Here is a 16,154-nt window from a genome sequence, read left to right as displayed (position 1 = left end):
CCTTATTCCGCCGCCTGCAGGTTCCGGAGACGATCCATCTCCTGGAGCGCGCGGCGATACTCGACCGGCATGACCTTCACGAACTTGGTGCGGTAGGTCGTCCAGTTGTCGAGGATCTCCTTGGCGCGCGTCGAGCCCGTGTAGGTGTGGTGATTGGTGATGAGCTGCATTAGGCGCTCTTCATCGGGGCCGGACATGTTGGCCATGATGTCGATGCGGCCCTTGGTCTCCAGATCGCCGCCGTGATGGTGGAGGCGGCGCATCAGGTCCTCCTCCTCCTCGACGGGTTCGAGATCGACCATGGAGAGGTTGCAGCGCTTGGTGAACGTGCCGTCCTCGTCGAGCACATAGGCGATGCCGCCGGACATGCCCGCCGCGAAGTTGCGGCCGGTCTGGCCGAGCACCACCACGAGGCCGCCGGTCATGTATTCGCAGCCGTGATCGCCCGTGCCCTCGACCACCGCGATGGCGCCCGAGTTGCGCACGGCGAAGCGCTCGCCCGCCACGCCGCGGAAGTACGCTTCGCCTGCAATTGCCCCGTACATCACCGTGTTGCCGACCACGATGGATTTCTCAGGTAGTGCCTTGGACCGAGTCGAGGGGCTGATGATGATCTTGCCGCCCGACAGGCCCTTGCCGACGTAGTCGTTCGCTTCGCCTTCCAGATTCAGCGTCACGCCCGCCGCCAGCCACGCGCCGAAGCTCTGGCCTGCAGTGCCTTTGAGCTTCACGGTGATTGTGTCGTCGGGCAGCCCCTCATGGCCGTAGCGCTTGGCGACCTCGCCGGAGAGCATGGCACCCACGGTACGGTCGGAGCTTTTCACCTTCGACTCGATGGTGACAGGCTCGCCGCTCTCCAGGGCTGCGCCTGCCTGCGCGATGAACGCGCGGTCGAGCACATCGGCAATCGGGTGAACCTGACGCTCCAGATGGCGGGTTGCCACGTTCGCGGGCACTTCCGGCTTGTGGAAGAGCTTGGTGAAGTCGAGGCCCTTGGCCTTCCAGTGATCGATGGCCTCGTTCTTGTCGAGGAGATCGGACTGGCCGATCAACTCCTCCACTGTGCGGAAGCCCATCTCGGCCATCAGCTCGCGCACTTCCTCGGCGACGAAGAAGAAGTAGTTGATCACGTGCTCCGGCAGGCCCTTGAAGCGCTTGCGCAGCACCGGGTCCTGCGTGGCCACGCCCACCGGGCAGGTGTTGAGATGACACTTGCGCATCATGATGCAGCCGGCTGCAATAAGCGGCGCGGTCGAGAAGCCGTATTCATCGGCACCGAGCAGCGCTGCAATCACCACGTCGCGACCGGTGCGCAGTCCGCCATCGGCCTGGAGCGCCACGCGGCCGCGTAGGCGGTTGAGCACCAGGGTCTGCTGGGTTTCGGCCAAGCCGATCTCCCAGGGCGAGCCCGCATGCTTGAGCGAGGTGAGGGGAGACGCACCCGTGCCGCCCTCGAAGCCCGAGATCGTGATGTGATCGGCGCGCGCCTTGGCGACGCCCGCCGCTACCGTGCCGACGCCCACTTCCGCCACGAGCTTCACCGACACGTCGGCGGAGGGGTTCACGTTCTTCAGGTCGAAGATCAGCTGAGCGAGATCCTCGATGGAATAGATGTCGTGGTGCGGCGGCGGCGAGATGAGGCCGACGCCGGGAGTCGAGTGGCGTACGCGGGCGATCTTCGCATCGACCTTGTGGCCGGGCAGCTGTCCGCCTTCGCCGGGCTTCGCGCCCTGCGCCACCTTGATCTGCATCATGTCGGCATTGACGAGATATTCCGTCGTCACGCCGAAGCGGCCCGAGGCCACCTGCTTGATCGCCGAGCGCTTGGACATGCCGTTTGCAAGCGGACGGAAACGCTCCGGCTCCTCGCCGCCTTCGCCGGTGTTCGACTTGCCGCCGATGGCGTTCATGGCGAGCGCCAGGGTCTCATGCGCCTCCTTCGAGATCGACCCGAACGACATGGCTCCGGTGGAGAAGCGCTTCACGATCTCCTGCGCGGACTCGACTTCGCTCAGCGGCACGGGCGCACGCCCTGTCTCTTCCGCCGCCTTGATGCGGAAGAGGCCGCGAATGGTTTTCAGCTCGTTGTCCTGCTCGTTCACCAGGCGGGCATATTCGCGGTAGCGGTCCTGCGCATTGAGGCGCACGGCATGCTGGAGCGTGGCGACCGTGTCCGGGTTCCAGGCATGCACCTCGCCGCGCGTCCGGTAGGCGTATTCGCCGCCCACATCGAGGGCGTTGCGGTAGATCGGCGCGTCGCCGAACGCGTCGCGGTGACGGCGCACGTTCTCCTCCGCCACCTCGTCCATGCCGATGCCTTCGATGGTGGTGGCTGTGCCGAAAAAGTCGCGGGCCACGAAGTCAGACTTGAGGCCGACCGCGTCGAAGATCTGCGCGCCGCAATAGGACTGGTAGGTGGAGATGCCCATCTTGGACATCACCTTGAGCAGGCCCTTGCCGATGGACTTGATGTAGCGCTTCACCGCCTCGTCCGCGTCCACCTCCTGCGGCAGCTCGCCGGCAGCATGCATGTTAGCGATCGACTCGAACGCGAGATACGGGTTGATCGCCTCCGCGCCGTAGCCGGCCAAGCAGGCGAAGTGATGGATCTCACGCGGCTCGCCGCTCTCGACCACGAGGCCGACTGAGGTGCGAAGCCCTTTTCGGATCAGGTAGTTGTGAACGGCCGCGGTGGCGAGCAGCGCCGGGATCGGGATGCGGTCCGGGCCCACCATGCGGTCGGATAGGATGATGATGTTGTAGCCACCATGCACGGCCGCTTCGGCGCGGTCGCAGAGGCGGTCGACGGCGCCGTCGAGGGCTGATGCGCCGAGCTCCGCGTCATAGGTGATGTCGAGGGTCTTGGTATCGAAACGGTCCTCAAAGTGGCCGATGCAGCGGATCTTCTCCAGGTCCACATTGGTGAGGATCGGCTGGCGCACTTCGAGACGCTTGCGGCGCGAGGTGCCCTCGAGGTCGAGGATGTTCGGGCGCGGGCCGATGAACGACACGAGGCTCATGACGAGCTCCTCGCGGATCGGGTCGATCGGCGGGTTCGTCACCTGGGCGAAGTTCTGCTTGAAATAGGTGTAGAGCAGCTTCGACTTGTCGGAGAGCGCGGAGATCGGCGTGTCCGATCCCATGGAGCCCACCGCCTCCTGGCCGGTGACGGCCATGGGCTGCATGAGGAGCTTGAGATCCTCGGTCGTGTAGCCGAAGGCCTGCTGGCGGTCGAGGAGCGACACGTCGGTGCGCGACTCGCGCGCCTGCACGGGCTTCAGGTCCTCCAGCACGATCTGCGTGCGCTTCAGCCATTCCTTGTAGGGATGCGCGTTCGAGAGCTGCTGCTTGATCTCGTCGTCGGAGACGATGCGGCCTTCCTCCAGATCGATGAGCAGCATCTTGCCCGGCTGGAGGCGCCACTTCTCGACGATCTTCTCTTCCGGGATCGGCAGCACGCCCATCTCGGAGGCGAGCACCACGAGCCCGTCATCGGTCACGAGATAGCGCGCGGGGCGAAGGCCGTTGCGGTCGAGCGTCGCGCCGATCTGCTTGCCGTCCGTGAAGCACACGGCGGCAGGGCCGTCCCACGGCTCCATGAGAGCCGCGTGGTACTCGTAGAATGCGCGCCGGTCGTCGTTCATGAGCGGGTTGCCGGCCCAGGCTTCCGGGATCAGCATCATCATGGCGTGCGAGAGCGTGTAGCCGCCGCGCACCAGGAACTCGAGAGCGTTGTCGAAGCAGGCGGTGTCGGACTGACCTTCGTAAGAGATCGGCCACAGCTTCGAGATGTCATTGCCGAACAGCTCGGAATCGACGGAGGCTTGGCGGGCCGCCATCCAGTTCACGTTGCCGCGCAGCGTGTTGATCTCGCCGTTATGGGCGACCATGCGGTACGGGTGCGCGAGCTGCCAGGTCGGGAAGGTGTTGGTGGCAAAGCGCTGGTGCACGAGGGCGATGGCGCTCTCGAAGCGCGGATCCTGCAGGTCGAGGTAATAGTCGCGCAGCTGCGTGACGAGCACCATGCCCTTGTAGACGATGGTGCGCGATGACAGGCTGACCGGGTAGTAACCCTTCGTGCGCTCGTCCTTCATGTCGTAGACGGCGTTGGAGATGACCTTGCGGGCGATGAACAGGCGGCGCTCGAAGGTCTCGGCGTCGTCCATGCCCTTGCCTTTGCCGACGAAGATCTGCCGGTGCAGGGGCTCGGTGGCCTTCACGCTCTCGCCGAGGTCGCTGGAATCCACCGGCACGTCGCGCCAGCCGAGCACCTGCAGGCCCTCGTCGGTGATCGCCTTGGTGACGATCTCCTCCACGAGCCGGAAGCCCTCCGGGTCGCGGGGCATGAACAAATGGCCGGCGCCGTACTGGCCGGCCTCGGGCAGCCAGATGCCGACCTTGGCGCATTCGGCGGCGAAGAACTTGTGCGGGATCTGAACGAGAATGCCACAGCCGTCACCCATCTTGGGGTCGGCTCCCACCGCGCCGCGATGGTCGAGGTTGTGCAGGATGGCCAACCCCTGCTCGACGATCTCGTGCGACTTGCGGTTCTTCATGTCGGCGATAAAGCCGACACCGCAGGAATCCTGCTCGTTGGAAGGATCGTAGAGGCCTTGGGCTGCGGGCAAACCCGGATCGCGCACGACTTTGACCATATCGGCTGCATTGGCCGTGCGGCTTGGCACTTGGGCTTCCAGGCTCTTGGTCGGCACGTCGCTCATGGCAGATCCTTACATCCGAACGCGTCATCAAGGTTTTTTGGGGCGGCTTTGAGGCCCGCCGGATGATCGGATCGTCCGGAGTGCCCGCCGCTTCTTCGGTCTTGTCGAGGGGTGGGTCCGGCAGGGGAGCCCGCTCCTCGCGGGCATCCTTTGGGCTTGAGTTCAGCCCAGAGTCGCCCGTCCCGCCCGCGTTTTGCGAGCGGCTTTCGTGGTATCTCGTTTCGTTCGCGTCAGGCGAAGCATCAAGAAAACCCCAGGGCGTCAAAGACAGGGTGCAGGCACCCCAAAAGGGACAGTATCGCTGTCCTAATGAAAGCAACCTGCCAGAGTTTGTTGCAGGGCACAAGTGGGTCTGGCGAAATTTTAGACAAAAGTTACAAGGCGGCGACTAGGGATGTAACAAAAGCAGCTTTTCGACCCATCGGGACGCAAGTCTCAGCCGATGGGTCAATGTTCTTGACATGTCGGCAGCCTTCGCCAGGGTGCGCTCCCAAGGAGACAAGAGATGAACTTTGCGAGCGACAACATTGTGGGCGCCAGCGCCCCGGTTCTCCAGGCCATCGTGCAGGCCAATGCCGGAGCCATGACGGCCTATGGAAACGACGAGATCTCGAAGCGGGTGAGGGCACGCTTCAGCGAGATCTTCGAGCGCGAGGTGTCCGTGTTCTTCGCCGCCACCGGCACCGCCGCCAATGCCCTGGCGCTTTCATCCGCCGTGCCGCCCTATGGCCTCTGCGTCTGTCACCGGGAAGCTCACATCATCGACGACGAATGCGGGGCGCCGGAATTCTTCATGCACGGCGCCAAGCTCGCGGGCCTTCCGGGTGTCGGTGCCAAGCTGAAGGCGGACGACGTTGCCGCTTATCTGAACGGCTTGCCCAAGGCCGTGAAGCAGATGCCCCCGAAGGCTCTCTCGATCTCCCAGGTGAGCGAAGGCGGCCTCGTCTACAGCCTCGACGAGTTGGCTGCCCTTAGACAGGTCTGCCGCGAGCATGGCCTGTCCTTCCATATGGACGGCGCGCGCTTCGCCAATGCCCTGGTGGCCCTCGGCTGCACCCCGGCCGAGATGACCTGGAAGCAGGGTGTCGACATCCTCTCCTTCGGCGCCACCAAGAACGGGGGCCTCATGGCCGAGGCCATCGTGGTGTTCAAGCCCGCGCTGGCGGAGGCTTTGGATTACCGTGCCAAGCGGGCAGGCCAGATCATCTCCAAGGGCAGGCTCATCGGAGCACAGTTCGAGGGCTACTTCGCGGACGATCACTGGCTCGCCAACGCCCGCCATGCCAACCGCATGGCAGAGCTTCTGTCGGAGGGGCTGGTGAAGCTCCCCGGCGTGCGCCTTGCCTGGCCGACCGAGGCCAACGAAGTGTTCCCGATCATCCCGCAGGCGCTGGACCAGGCGCTCAAGGCAGCCGGCATCCTCTACAGCCCCTGGACCGAGCTGAGCCTGCCGGAAACGGAGCGGGTTGCAGAGACAGAGGTTCTGATCCGTCTTGTCGCCTCCTGGGCCACAAAAGAAGAGGATGTGCGCAGGCTTCTGGAGATTGCCTCTTCCGGGGTATCGCGTCAGGCCGCGGAGTGATTGCCCTAACCCTGCCGCATTCCCGCGCGAATGATCATTTCAAGAGACCCTTGACCCCCGGGGCAGCCCTCCAGCCCCAGCGGGAATTTACCAAGGACCAGGACTAACAATAAAAAAGCGCCCCGGCATGTACCGGGGCGCTGTTCGTTTAAGCCTTGGTCAGACGTTTAGGCAGCCTTTGCCTCGATGGTCTGAGCGGCATTCGTGGAAATCGGGATGAGCTTCGGCTTCTTGGCCTCGGGCGTCTCGCGCACGAGGTCGAGGTGAAGCAGGCCATGCTCGAGGGCTGCACCCACCACCTGCACGCCATCGGCCAGCTGGAAGCGCCGGTCGAAGCTGCGGGCGGCGATGCCCTGGTGGAGAACGTCGACTTTGCGCTCTTCCGAAGGCTTGCGCTCACCGCGCACGGAGAGGGTGTTTTCCTTCACCTCGACCGTCAGGTCGCGATCGGTGAAGCCGGCAACCGCGATCGAGATGCGATAGGCATTCTCGCCGGTGCGCTCGATGTTGTAGGGCGGGTAGCTCGGGGCCGCATCGACGCCGACCATCTGGTCGAGCATCGAGAACAGACGGTCGAAGCCGACCGTGTTGCGGTACAGGGGAGCAAGATCAAACTGTCGCATGGCATATCCTCCGCTTGAAGCGACATGCAGTCAGGGAAGATCCACCTTCAAAAGGCTGGATCCGGGTTGTCGTGCCGCCGTCATGGCCGGCACGCCCTCGATTTGGGAGCGGATACGGTTGCTTTCAAGAGGGGCGTTTTCTCAGCCCAAGATGCCCTATAAAGAGGTCACGTCTTCGCGTTGGAACCCCGAGTTGGACCCCACTGTGGAATTCATCACCACCCCTGACAATCCCGTACCCGGCGAGCCGAAGCTGGTCAGCGTGACCACCCGCGACGGCATCGCGCTGCGGGCCGCCACCTGGATGCCTGAGACCGAGAAGCCGCAGGGCACGGTCTGCATCCTGCAGGGCAGGGCGGAGTTCATCGAGAAGTATTTCGAGGTGGTGGGCGAGCTCCTCGCCCGCGGCTTTGCCGTCGTGGCCTTCGACTGGCGCGGGCAGGGGCTCTCGGGCCGGCAGGTGAGCAACCCGCGTAAGGGCCATGTCCGGCGCTTCTCCGATTATCGCCACGACCTTGAGGCGATCCGCGACCAGATCCTTGTGCCGCACATGCCCGAGCCGCATTTCGGCCTCGCCCATTCCATGGGCGGAGCCATCGCGCTGAATGCGGCCTATGAGACATGGATCCCCTTCCGCCGCCTCGTGACCACCACGCCGATGATCGCGCTGTGCATCATCAAACGCACCCGCATCTCGGCCTTCTTCGCGCGTTTCCTGCGGCTCTTCGGCATGGGCAAGATGTTCGTGCCCGGCGGGGGCGAGACCTCCATCTCCACCATGCCGTTCAAGGGCAATCGCCTGACGGGAGATCCCGTCCGCTATGGCCGGAACGCCGAGGCCGCCCATGCCATCGGGGTCGGGGCCATCGGGGCGCCCACCGTCGCCTGGATCGACGGGGCCTTCCGGTTCATGAAGCGCTTCGCCGATCCCCGCTATGCCATCAGGATCCGCCTGCCCACGCTGATCGTGGCGGCCGGCGCGGATCCGGTCTGCGCGACGCCGGCGACGGAGCGCTTTGCCTCGCGGCTCAAGGCAGGCCGTGTGATCGTCATCCCAGGTGCCCGCCACGAAATCCTCATGGAGCGGGACGTGATCCGCGAGCAGTTCTGGGCCGCTTTCGATGCGTTCATTCCAGGCACGCCCGATCCGGTCGCACCTGGAAAACGCGATCTGGCGGAGCTAGGGCTAGCGGCTGAGCAGCTCGACCGCGGCGGCGTGGACCCGGCGGTCGCCCGCGGCGACGATGCGCCCGCCCTCGGCGGCGGAGCCGCCGTCCCAGGCGGTGACGATGCCGCCGGCGCCCTCGATGATCGGGATCAGGGCCGCGATGTCGTAAGGCTTTAGCCCCGACTCAACCACAAGGTCGATGTGGCCCGCTGCCAGCATGCAATAGGCATAGCAATCGCAGCCGTAGCGGGCGAGGCGTGCAACGCTCTCCACCCGGTCGTAGGCGCGCAGCTCGTCGCCGGCGAAGATGCGTGGGCTCGTGGTGGAGATCACCGCATCCTTGAGCGAGGCGCAGCGGCGCGCTTTGAGCTTGCGGTCGCCGCCGGGGCCGCGATAGGTCGCGCTGCCGGTGTCGCCGAAGAAGCGCTCGCCCGTGAAGGGCTGGTGCATCATGCCGAAGACCGGCTGCTTCTTGTGGGTCAGGCCGATCAGCGTGCCCCAGGTGGGAAGGCCGGCAATGAAGGCGCGGGTGCCGTCGATGGGATCGAGAACCCAGACGTAATCCGCATCCGGTCGCTCAGCGCCGAATTCCTCGCCGATGATACCGTGGGTAGGAAAGCTGCGCTTGATGAGGTGGCGCATGGTCGCCTCACCGGCCCGGTCGGCCTCCGTGACCGGATCGAAGGCGCCGCCGCGGGACTTGTCTTCTGTTGCGATGGCGGTGCGGAAGAACGGGAGGATCGCCTGGCCTGACTGGGTCGCGAGCTCGTTGACGAATTGCGTGAAGTCGATGAGCGCCATGGCGTCCCAATCCCCTGAAAGAATAATGCGGGCGGCCTTGGCCCGCCTGCGGTGAGCTTTTATCAAGCGCCTGTCGCGCGGCAAGAGAGCGGCGGCGAATAAGGATCGAGAACGCATGGATTTTGCGCCCAAGCCTGGCCCGACCCGCTCCGAAACGGCTCTGCTTCTCATTGCGGCGCTGGTGTCGATCTATGCGGTCAGCCAGTTCCTGCGCAACTCCATCGGGGTCATCGCCAACGATCTGGCGCGGGAACTCAGCCTCTCGGCCACCCAGACGGGGCTTCTCTCCAGCGCGTTCTTCTTCTCCTTCGCGGCCGTGCAGATCCCGATCGGCATCCTGATCGACCGCTATGGCCCCAAGCGCACCATGCTGGCGACGGCCGTGCTGACCGTTCTCGGTACTGTCCTCTTCGCGCTCGCCCCATCGGCCTCCCTTTTGATTGCCGCCCGGGTGTTGATGGGGCTCGGCTGCTCCACCTTCTTCATGGCGCCGCTCGTGATCTATGCGCGGCGCTTTCCGCCGGAGCGCTTTGCCGGGCTCACCAGCCTGCAGATGGGCTTGGCCAATATGGGCACCCTGGCGGCCACGGCACCCCTGGCCGCCTCGGCCGCGGCCTTCGGCTGGCGGTCCTCGTTTCTGGCTGTCGCCGTCCTGACGGTCGCCATCGCCCTCATGATCGTCTTCCTCGTCCCCAAGGATTCAGGAACGGACAGGCCGAAGGAAACCTGGGCCGCCGCGTTCCGGGGCGTGGCGGCTGCCCTGAAGGTGCCGTCCTTCTGGCCGGTCTTCTTCATGCACCTGGCCACCTACGGCTGCTTCGTCTCCGTCATCGGGCTCTGGGCCGGGCCGTGGCTGTCGGACGTGCACGGGGCGGATCTGGCCACCAGGGGGAATGTTCTGCTCCTGGGCGCATCGGCGCAGATCTGCGGCATGCTGCTGTGGGGGGCGATGGATCGGTTCTGGGGGAGCTACAAGAAGCCGGTTATGATCGGCGGCACGGTGACGGTCCTGCTTCTCGCCGTTCTGGTGTTCGTGCCCCTGCCTCAGCCCTGGGCCACGCTCTGGTTCGTGCCCTTCGGCCTCTTCGTCGCCTACACGCCCATTCTCACCAGCCACGGCAAGTCGCTGTTCCCGTCTGCCCTGACGGGGCGGGGCATCACCCTGATGAACATCGGCACGATGGGCGGGGCATTTCTGTCCCAGAGCGTCACCGGCATGCTCATCGACCTGGTGGGGCGCTCGGACCAGGGTCTTTATCGGCCCGAGGGCTACCGCTTCGTCTTCGGAGCTTTGGCGGCAGCCCTTCTGCTCAGCCTGATCTTCTATGTCAGAGCCATCGATCCGCATCCGAGCAGATATGCAACAAAGTCATAACTCGGAGCGAAATTTTGGTTGCAATTTGTGCGCTGCGGCGTAATTATTGCAGTGCGATATGGCGATGGCGTCGCTGTATCGCATGCCCTTCTTGGGCGTTTCCTCCCTAAACTTCGGGCCGCTGGCAACAGTGGCCTTTTTCTTTTTGTGGTCCGGCTTACTCCGCCGCGATGGGCCGGGTGGTCAGTTCCCCCGCGATATCCCCGATCACCTGGGCAAAGGCCTGGGTCAGGTCATCCGCCAGCACCGGAAAGGCGGTCTTTTTCGCCATGCTGCGCTCGTCCATATAGAGCGCGCGGTTGATCTCGATCTGCAGGGCATGCCGTCCGAGGGCGGGCTCGCCGTAATGTTCGGTGATGAAGCCGCCCGCATAGGGCTTGTTGCGCACGACCGTATAGCCGCGCCCCCTGAGGGCCGCCTCCACGAGATCGATCAGCAGGGTGGCGCAACTCGTCCCGTAGCGGTCCCCCAGCACGATATCGGCCTTGACCCCGTCCTCCCGGCTGACGCTGGAGGAGGGCATGGAATGGCAATCGATGAGGATCGCATGGCCGAAGAGCTGCGACGTGCGGCGCACCAGATTCCGCAGGGTGCGGTGATAGGGCTTGTAGAGCCACTCAATCCGGTGAAGGGCCTCGTCCACCGGCAGGCGCGAGCGGTAGATCTCCTGGCCGTCGGCGACGATCCGCGGGATTGTGCCCAAGCCCCCTGCCACCCGCATGGAGCGGGTATTGGCGAAGGACGGCAGGCGCCCGTCGAACATCCGGGAATCGAGCTCGTAAGGCTCCCGGTTCAGGTCGAGAAAAGCCCGTGGAAAATGCGCCGTCATCAGGGGAGCGCCAAGCCCCATCACCGAGGCGAACAATTCATCGACGAAAGCGTCCTCAGACCGCCTCAGCGCAACGGCGTCGAGCCGGGACGAGGCCAGGAAGGAGGCCGGATAGATGGCGCCCGCATGCGGCACATTGAACACGAAGGGGACCGTCTGCATGGCAGGTTCGGTGACGGTGAAGGGAGGATCGAACTCATCGACAATGGCTGGCCGCATCAGGAAATGAACTTGACTATGGTGGAAGAAATGCCGGTCTTCAGGCTAGTGTAAGGCAGCGCCGTCGCCTGTCCATGACAATATCGTATCAGGACCGCGTCGTTCTTTCACGGCTTGTTTACTCCCAGTCCGGCATGAAGGACTGAACCCATTCGCCACGATTCGGGGCTGGCAACCGATGAAGATCCTTCTCGCCGAAGACGACAACGACATGCGCCGCTTCCTCGTGAAGGCGCTGGAGAACGCAGGCTATGACGTGGCCTCGTTCGACAACGGCCTTTCCGCCTATAACAGGCTGCGCGAGGAACCATTCGAACTGCTGCTGACGGACATCGTCATGCCCGAGATGGACGGCATCGAGCTGGCCCGCAAGGCCACGGAGCTCGATCCGGACATCAAGGTGATGTTCATCACGGGCTTCGCCGCCGTCGCGCTCAACCCGGATTCCCAGGCTCCTCGCGATGCGAAGGTCCTGTCGAAGCCGTTCCATCTGCGCGATCTGGTGACCGAGGTCGATAAAATGATGGCGGCCTAAAAAAGGCCTCCCATCAGGCTTGCGCCCGCGCCCGCTTGTGGGTATATCGCCCCCACAGCCGAGACGGGACCTCAAAATCACCGTTTCCCGGGCGCGTAGCTCAGCGGGAGAGCACTACGTTGACATCGTAGGGGTCGCTGGTTCGATCCCAGCCGCGCCCACCATTTTTTCTTTTTTCCGGCCTTCCCGAGAGGCCGCAGGAGACCGGATATGAAGATCCGTAACTCGTTGAAGTCGATCCGCGGCCGTCACCGCGACAACCAGCTGGTTCGTCGCAAGGGCCGGGTCTACATCATCAACAAGACCCAGAAGCGGTACAAGGCTCGTCAGGGCTAAGTTGGCGGGTGCGGCGATGCCGCACACGAGAATCTGAATTGACCGCGCATGCCGGGACCCTAGTATTCCCGGCATGCGCTTTTTCGCGTCTGCCCTGATCCTATCCCTGAGCCTCCTGTCCCCCTCCGTCGGTGCGCAGGAGCCTGCGCGTCCGAAGGATGCTTCGAGGGACGCCCCGAAGGATCAGGCCCAGCCGTCCAAGCCCAATCCCCCGAAGGCATCCAGCCTCGACGAGCTGTTCGAGCGCCTCGGCAAGGCCCAGAGCGAGCGGGAGGCCGCGGGCATCGCGTCCCTGATCGAGCGGCGCTTTTCCCGCTCCGGCTCCGACACCGCCGATCTCCTGCTGAGCCGGGCCGCCGAAGCATTCGGGAAGAAGGACTTCCCTCTCGCCATCGAACTGATCGACCGCGTCCTGGCGCTCCAGCCCAACTGGGCGGAGGCCTGGTACAAGCGCGCTACGGTGTTCTACCAGATCGACGACCCGGTGGGCGCCATGGCGGACCTTCATCGGGCGCTGAAGATCGAGCCCCGGCATTTCAATGCCTGGACGGGCCTGGGCCACATCCTGATGGCCTCCGACGACAAGGCGAGGGCGCTTCTGGCTTACCGGAAGGTGCTGGAGATCAATCCGCAGATGGATGACGTCAAGACCATTGTCACCCGCCTGGCCCCAGAGGTTGACGGCCAGGATCTCTGACCCAGCTTGCGGGGATGACCCTGCTCCTTGTTCTGGCTGCTCCTTTCCTTCTTCTGATCCTGGGAGCCGCCTTCACCTATCTCTATGCCTGGACCATCGAGCGGCGCTTCCCGCCGACCGGCCAGTTCCTGGATGTCGAGGGCTGCAGGCTTCACTACCGGGAGGAGGGCCCCCAGGGTAACCCGTCCCACGGAACCATCGTCATCCTGCACGGCGCCTCCTCGAACCTCGTCGAGTCCATGCTGGGCATGGGAGCGGCGCTCTCGCAGCGTTACCGGGTGATCGCCATCGACCGCCCCGGCCATGGCTGGAGCGACCGAAAGCCCGGCTTGGCCGAGGCCGAGCCGGCCCGGCAGGCGGAACTCATCGCCGGCGCCCTGCGCCAGCTCAACGTCCGCAGCGCGGTGATCGTGGGACATTCCTGGTCAGGAACCATCGTGCCGCATTTCGCCCTCGATCACACCGACGTGGCCGGCGCGATCGTCGTTCTCGCCGGCATCACGACCCCCTGGCCCGGCGGCACCATCGGCTGGTACCGCCGGCTCATCGAGTCCTGGACGAGCTGGCTCTGGTTCCGCACGCTGGCCGTGCCGATCCTGCTCGTGCTCCGGCCCTGGATGAAGAAGAAGACGTTCTGGCCGCAGCGGCCGCCCAAAGGCATCGTGACGAAGGGCTTCATCCCCCTGGCCTTCCGTCCAAGGGCCTACGAGGTCAACATGCAGGACTTCGCCGTAATGTATGACGGCGTTCTCAGGCAGAGCGGGCGCTACAAGGAGATCCGGCTGCCCACATTGGTGATTGCAGGCGATGCGGATGAGATCGTCTGGACGGACCTGCACAGCCGGTGCTTCGCCCGCGAGGTGCCGGGCGCGGAGCTGATCCTGATGCCAGGCATCGGCCACATGCCGCAATATGCGGATCAGCAAACGGTGCTCTGTGCCATCGAAGCTTTGGCTGAACGAACTGCTCCCGCAGCACTCCCAAAAGCCTCCTTGGAGGCTAGCCGATAATCGATTGAGCGCGAGTTTCCCCTGCCCCTTGTGGGGAGGGGCAGGGGTGGGGGGTGTGAGCGCTGGACTGGACCAGCGTGGCGCCAACACCCCCACCTCCAACTCCTCCCCACAAGGGGGAGGAGGGCTTATCGAGCCAAGCTCTCAGACGGTCGAGAAAGTTGCCAAGCGTGTTCTTTAGGCCTGAGCGGCGTGCTCCTGGCTGATGAAAGCGATGCGCACCATGTTGGTGGCGCCCGGCGTGCCGAAGGGCATGCCGGCCACGATGATCACCCGGTCACCGACGTTGGAGAAGCCTTCGCGCACGGCGAACTTGCAGGCGCGGAACGCCATGTCGTCGATGTCGCTGGCATCCTTCGTGCGGATCGAATGCACGCCCCAGACGAGAGCCAGACGACGGGCGGTGTCGATGCTGGGGGTCAGCGCAATCACCGTGGAATTCGGCCGCTCGCGGGCGATGCGGAAGGCCGTCGAGCCCGAGAAGGTCCAGGCGGCCACCGTCTTGAGGTTGAGGGTGTCGGCGATCTGGTGAGAGGCCGCCGCGATGGCGTCCGATCCTGTCGCCTCCGGCTCTGCATTGAGGGTGCGCATGATCGACCAGTAGTTCTGGTCCTGCTCCACCTCTTCCGCAATACGGTTCATGGTGGAAACGGCATCGACCGGGTACTGGCCCGAGGCGCTCTCGGCTGACAGCATCACCGCGTCGGCTCCGTCATAGACGGCTGTCGCCACGTCCGAGACCTCTGCGCGGGTCGGCACCGGGGAGGTGATCATGGATTCCAGCATCTGGGTTGCCACCACCACCGGCTTGCCGAGGCGGCGCGCGGTGCGGATGATGCGCTTCTGGATGCCGGGCACCTTTTCCAGCGGCATCTCGACGCCGAGATCGCCGCGGGCGACCATCACGGCATCGGAAATCTCGATGATCTCGTCGAGGCGGGAGATCGCCTGCGGCTTCTCGAGCTTCGACATCACGAGAGCCCGGCCGCGGGCCACCTTCTTCACCTCGGCCACGTCCTCGGGCCGCTGCACGAAGGACAGCGCGATCCAGTCCACGCCGGCATCGAGCGCCGCTTCAAGGTCGGAGCGGTCCTTCTCGGTCATGGCCGCGACCGGAATCGTGGTGTCGGGCAGGCTCACGCCCTTGCGGTTGGAGATCTTGCCGGCAACCTCGACCGAAGTCGTTGCCGAGCCCTGCTTCACGCTCTTCACGCGAAGCCGCAGCTTTCCGTCATCGATCAGGACCGTATGTCCGGGCTCGAGCGACGAAAGGATCTCCGGATGAGGCAGGTGCACCCGGTCGATGGTGCCGGGGGTCAGATCGGCATCGAGGGTGAAGGACTGGCCCGGCACGAGCATGGCGCCGTCACCCTCGAAGGCGCCGACGCGCAGCTTCGGGCCCTGGAGATCGGCCAGGATCGCGATGGGCCGGTTGAACTTGGCCTCGACGGCGCGGATCATGGCAACCCGCTCCTTCAGCTTCTCGCGCGGCAGATGGCTCATGTTCAGGCGGAACACATCGGCTCCCGCCTCGAACAGCTTCTCGATCATCTCCGAATTCTCGGAAGCCGGGCCTAAGGTTGCGAGGATCTTCGTGCGGCGTGCGCGTCTCATTATGGCTGCCCCCCTGGGCGGTTTGTTTCGGTGAGCTGAATGGTCCAGCTCTTCTGTTCTCCGGTGTCGACTTCGAAGAAGCCGCTGCGATCAAAGCCTCGGGCGAGGCAATCCTCCGTGCCGCGAATCGTGAATTCGCGTTCCCGCGTGCACATGAAGGAGCGGCCGCTCCACTCGCCGCCACGGTCGTAATCGATGGCGTAGACGTAATAGAAGCGCCCGGCGAGCTGGCCCTTCAGCAGGGTCTCGCAGCCACGGGCGGTGAGATTCCACCAGCCCTCCGTCACCCACCCTTGCGCGTCCCGATAGCCGAGCGCGATGCCGACCCGGCTCGAGGTCATGTTGCACAGCCGCAGGTCCGCCTTCGCGGGAGAAGCGGCCATGAGGCACCCGCTCAGGACAAACGCCGCGAGTGCAAGGCTTCGCCGGCAGACAGCAGACGATGGGAGGGTGAAGGCCTTCATGGATTTGGTTTGGTCGAATCGAAAGGAATGAAATCGCACAATGGGTCAAGAACTTTGGCGAATCGTTGTCGGCCAGATGCGCCCCAGGAGCAAGACCTTCGAGCCGGCGGGTGGAAGAATTTGCCGCCTGCATGGCCTCAGCGACACAGGGAGCGGGTTCGAAGGCGGATGTTGCTCCCC

Annotated in this window: 12 protein-coding genes, 1 tRNA gene and 1 pseudogene; 8 read left to right on the top strand and 6 right to left on the bottom strand. The window is 64.5% G+C overall.

Features of this window, described 5'->3' with window-relative positions; translation table 11 throughout:
• Positions 1 to 2 precede the first annotated feature (2 nt).
• A complete protein-coding gene (gene gltB / locus IC232_RS16925) occupies positions 3 to 4,721 on the bottom strand; it encodes a glutamate synthase large subunit (RefSeq protein WP_190846151.1) in 4,719 nt (1,572 codons plus the stop codon).
• A gap of 505 nt (positions 4,722 to 5,226) precedes the next feature.
• On the opposite strand from gltB, the gene IC232_RS16920 reads away from it, so the two are divergent.
• Entirely contained in the window at positions 5,227 to 6,303 is a 1,077-nt protein-coding gene (locus IC232_RS16920) for a threonine aldolase family protein (RefSeq protein ID WP_190846150.1), read from the top strand.
• 167 nt (positions 6,304 to 6,470) lie between these two features.
• On the opposite strand, the gene IC232_RS16915 is transcribed toward IC232_RS16920, so the two are convergent.
• Positions 6,471 to 6,926 (bottom strand): Hsp20 family protein, encoded by a 456-nt coding sequence (locus tag IC232_RS16915; protein ID WP_190846149.1) that lies wholly within the window; start codon positions 6,924 to 6,926, stop codon positions 6,471 to 6,473.
• A gap of 193 nt (positions 6,927 to 7,119) precedes the next feature.
• Here IC232_RS16915 and IC232_RS16910 point away from each other — a divergent pair.
• Positions 7,120 to 8,064, top strand: a pseudogene (locus tag IC232_RS16910) (alpha/beta fold hydrolase); the annotation flags it as partial.
• Between the two features lie 48 nt (positions 8,065 to 8,112).
• On the opposite strand, the gene hisN reads toward IC232_RS16910, so the two are convergent.
• Positions 8,113 to 8,895, bottom strand: coding sequence for a histidinol-phosphatase (gene hisN / locus IC232_RS32455; RefSeq protein ID WP_312895187.1), 783 nt, complete (start codon positions 8,893 to 8,895; stop codon positions 8,113 to 8,115).
• 115 nt (positions 8,896 to 9,010) lie between these two features.
• Between hisN and IC232_RS16905 the strand changes: the two genes are divergently transcribed.
• Entirely contained in the window at positions 9,011 to 10,270 is a 1,260-nt protein-coding gene (locus IC232_RS16905; protein ID WP_190846147.1) for an MFS transporter, read from the top strand.
• 157 nt (positions 10,271 to 10,427) lie between these two features.
• On the opposite strand, the gene IC232_RS16900 is transcribed toward IC232_RS16905, so the two are convergent.
• A complete protein-coding gene (locus IC232_RS16900) occupies positions 10,428 to 11,318 on the bottom strand; it encodes an N-formylglutamate amidohydrolase (RefSeq protein ID WP_190846146.1) in 891 nt (296 codons plus the stop codon).
• A gap of 178 nt (positions 11,319 to 11,496) precedes the next feature.
• On the opposite strand from IC232_RS16900, the gene cpdR reads away from it, so the two are divergent.
• The 5 genes from cpdR to IC232_RS16875 all read left to right on the top strand — a co-directional run bounded on the left by cpdR (position 11,497) and on the right by IC232_RS16875 (position 13,896).
• The gene (gene cpdR / locus IC232_RS16895; protein WP_036355105.1) at positions 11,497 to 11,853 is read left to right on the top strand and encodes a cell cycle two-component system response regulator CpdR; all 357 of its coding nucleotides are present in this window, start codon (positions 11,497 to 11,499) and stop codon (positions 11,851 to 11,853) included.
• Positions 11,854 to 11,942: 89 nt separating this feature from the next.
• Positions 11,943 to 12,017: transfer RNA gene (locus IC232_RS16890), tRNA-Val, on the top strand.
• Positions 12,018 to 12,063: 46 nt separating this feature from the next.
• Entirely contained in the window at positions 12,064 to 12,189 is a 126-nt protein-coding gene (gene ykgO, locus IC232_RS16885) for a type B 50S ribosomal protein L36 (RefSeq protein ID WP_009763379.1), read from the top strand.
• Between the two features lie 73 nt (positions 12,190 to 12,262).
• Entirely contained in the window at positions 12,263 to 12,886 is a 624-nt protein-coding gene (locus IC232_RS16880) for a tetratricopeptide repeat protein (RefSeq protein WP_190846145.1), read from the top strand.
• Positions 12,887 to 12,900: 14 nt separating this feature from the next.
• The gene (locus tag IC232_RS16875) at positions 12,901 to 13,896 is read left to right on the top strand and encodes an alpha/beta fold hydrolase (RefSeq protein WP_190846144.1); all 996 of its coding nucleotides are present in this window, start codon (positions 12,901 to 12,903) and stop codon (positions 13,894 to 13,896) included.
• Positions 13,897 to 14,073: 177 nt separating this feature from the next.
• Here the strand turns inward: IC232_RS16875 and pyk are convergent, their stop codons facing one another.
• Together pyk and IC232_RS16865 are read right to left on the bottom strand one after the other, a co-directional pair.
• On the bottom strand, positions 14,074 to 15,510 hold the full coding sequence (pyk, locus tag IC232_RS16870; protein WP_190846143.1) for a pyruvate kinase: 1,437 nt from the start codon (positions 15,508 to 15,510) through the stop codon (positions 14,074 to 14,076).
• Positions 15,510 to 15,893 (bottom strand): DUF1036 domain-containing protein, encoded by a 384-nt coding sequence (locus IC232_RS16865; protein ID WP_190846142.1) that lies wholly within the window; start codon positions 15,891 to 15,893, stop codon positions 15,510 to 15,512. Before IC232_RS16865 ends, pyk begins: the two co-directional genes overlap by 1 nt.
• Positions 15,894 to 16,154: the final 261 nt, after the last annotated feature.

This window comes from Microvirga sp. (assembly GCF_014699075.1).
GTDB lineage: Bacteria > Pseudomonadota > Alphaproteobacteria > Rhizobiales > Beijerinckiaceae > Microvirga.
Note: the sequence above shows the minus strand (reverse complement) of the source record. Positions and strands in the feature narration are given on the sequence as shown.

Bases quoted from the DNA above. Each gene is read 5' to 3' on its own strand.
- pyk (WP_190846143.1), bottom strand. From the start codon at position 15,510: ATGAGACGCGCACGCCGCACGAAGATCCTCGCAACCTTAGGCCCGGCT.
- gltB (WP_190846151.1), bottom strand. From the start codon at position 4,721: ATGAGCGACGTGCCGACCAAGAGCCTGGAAGCCCAAGTGCCAAGCCGC.
- IC232_RS16915 (WP_190846149.1), bottom strand. From the start codon at position 6,926: ATGCGACAGTTTGATCTTGCTCCCCTGTACCGCAACACGGTCGGCTTC.
- IC232_RS16905 (WP_190846147.1), top strand. From the start codon at position 9,011: ATGGATTTTGCGCCCAAGCCTGGCCCGACCCGCTCCGAAACGGCTCTG.
- IC232_RS16900 (WP_190846146.1), bottom strand. From the start codon at position 11,318: ATGCGGCCAGCCATTGTCGATGAGTTCGATCCTCCCTTCACCGTCACC.
- IC232_RS16875 (WP_190846144.1), top strand. From the start codon at position 12,901: ATGACCCTGCTCCTTGTTCTGGCTGCTCCTTTCCTTCTTCTGATCCTG.
- IC232_RS16880 (WP_190846145.1), top strand. From the start codon at position 12,263: ATGCGCTTTTTCGCGTCTGCCCTGATCCTATCCCTGAGCCTCCTGTCC.
- IC232_RS16920 (WP_190846150.1), top strand. From the start codon at position 5,227: ATGAACTTTGCGAGCGACAACATTGTGGGCGCCAGCGCCCCGGTTCTC.
- cpdR (WP_036355105.1), top strand. From the start codon at position 11,497: ATGAAGATCCTTCTCGCCGAAGACGACAACGACATGCGCCGCTTCCTC.
- ykgO (WP_009763379.1), top strand. From the start codon at position 12,064: ATGAAGATCCGTAACTCGTTGAAGTCGATCCGCGGCCGTCACCGCGAC.
- IC232_RS16865 (WP_190846142.1), bottom strand. From the start codon at position 15,893: ATGGCCGCTTCTCCCGCGAAGGCGGACCTGCGGCTGTGCAACATGACC.
- hisN (WP_312895187.1), bottom strand. From the start codon at position 8,895: ATGGCGCTCATCGACTTCACGCAATTCGTCAACGAGCTCGCGACCCAG.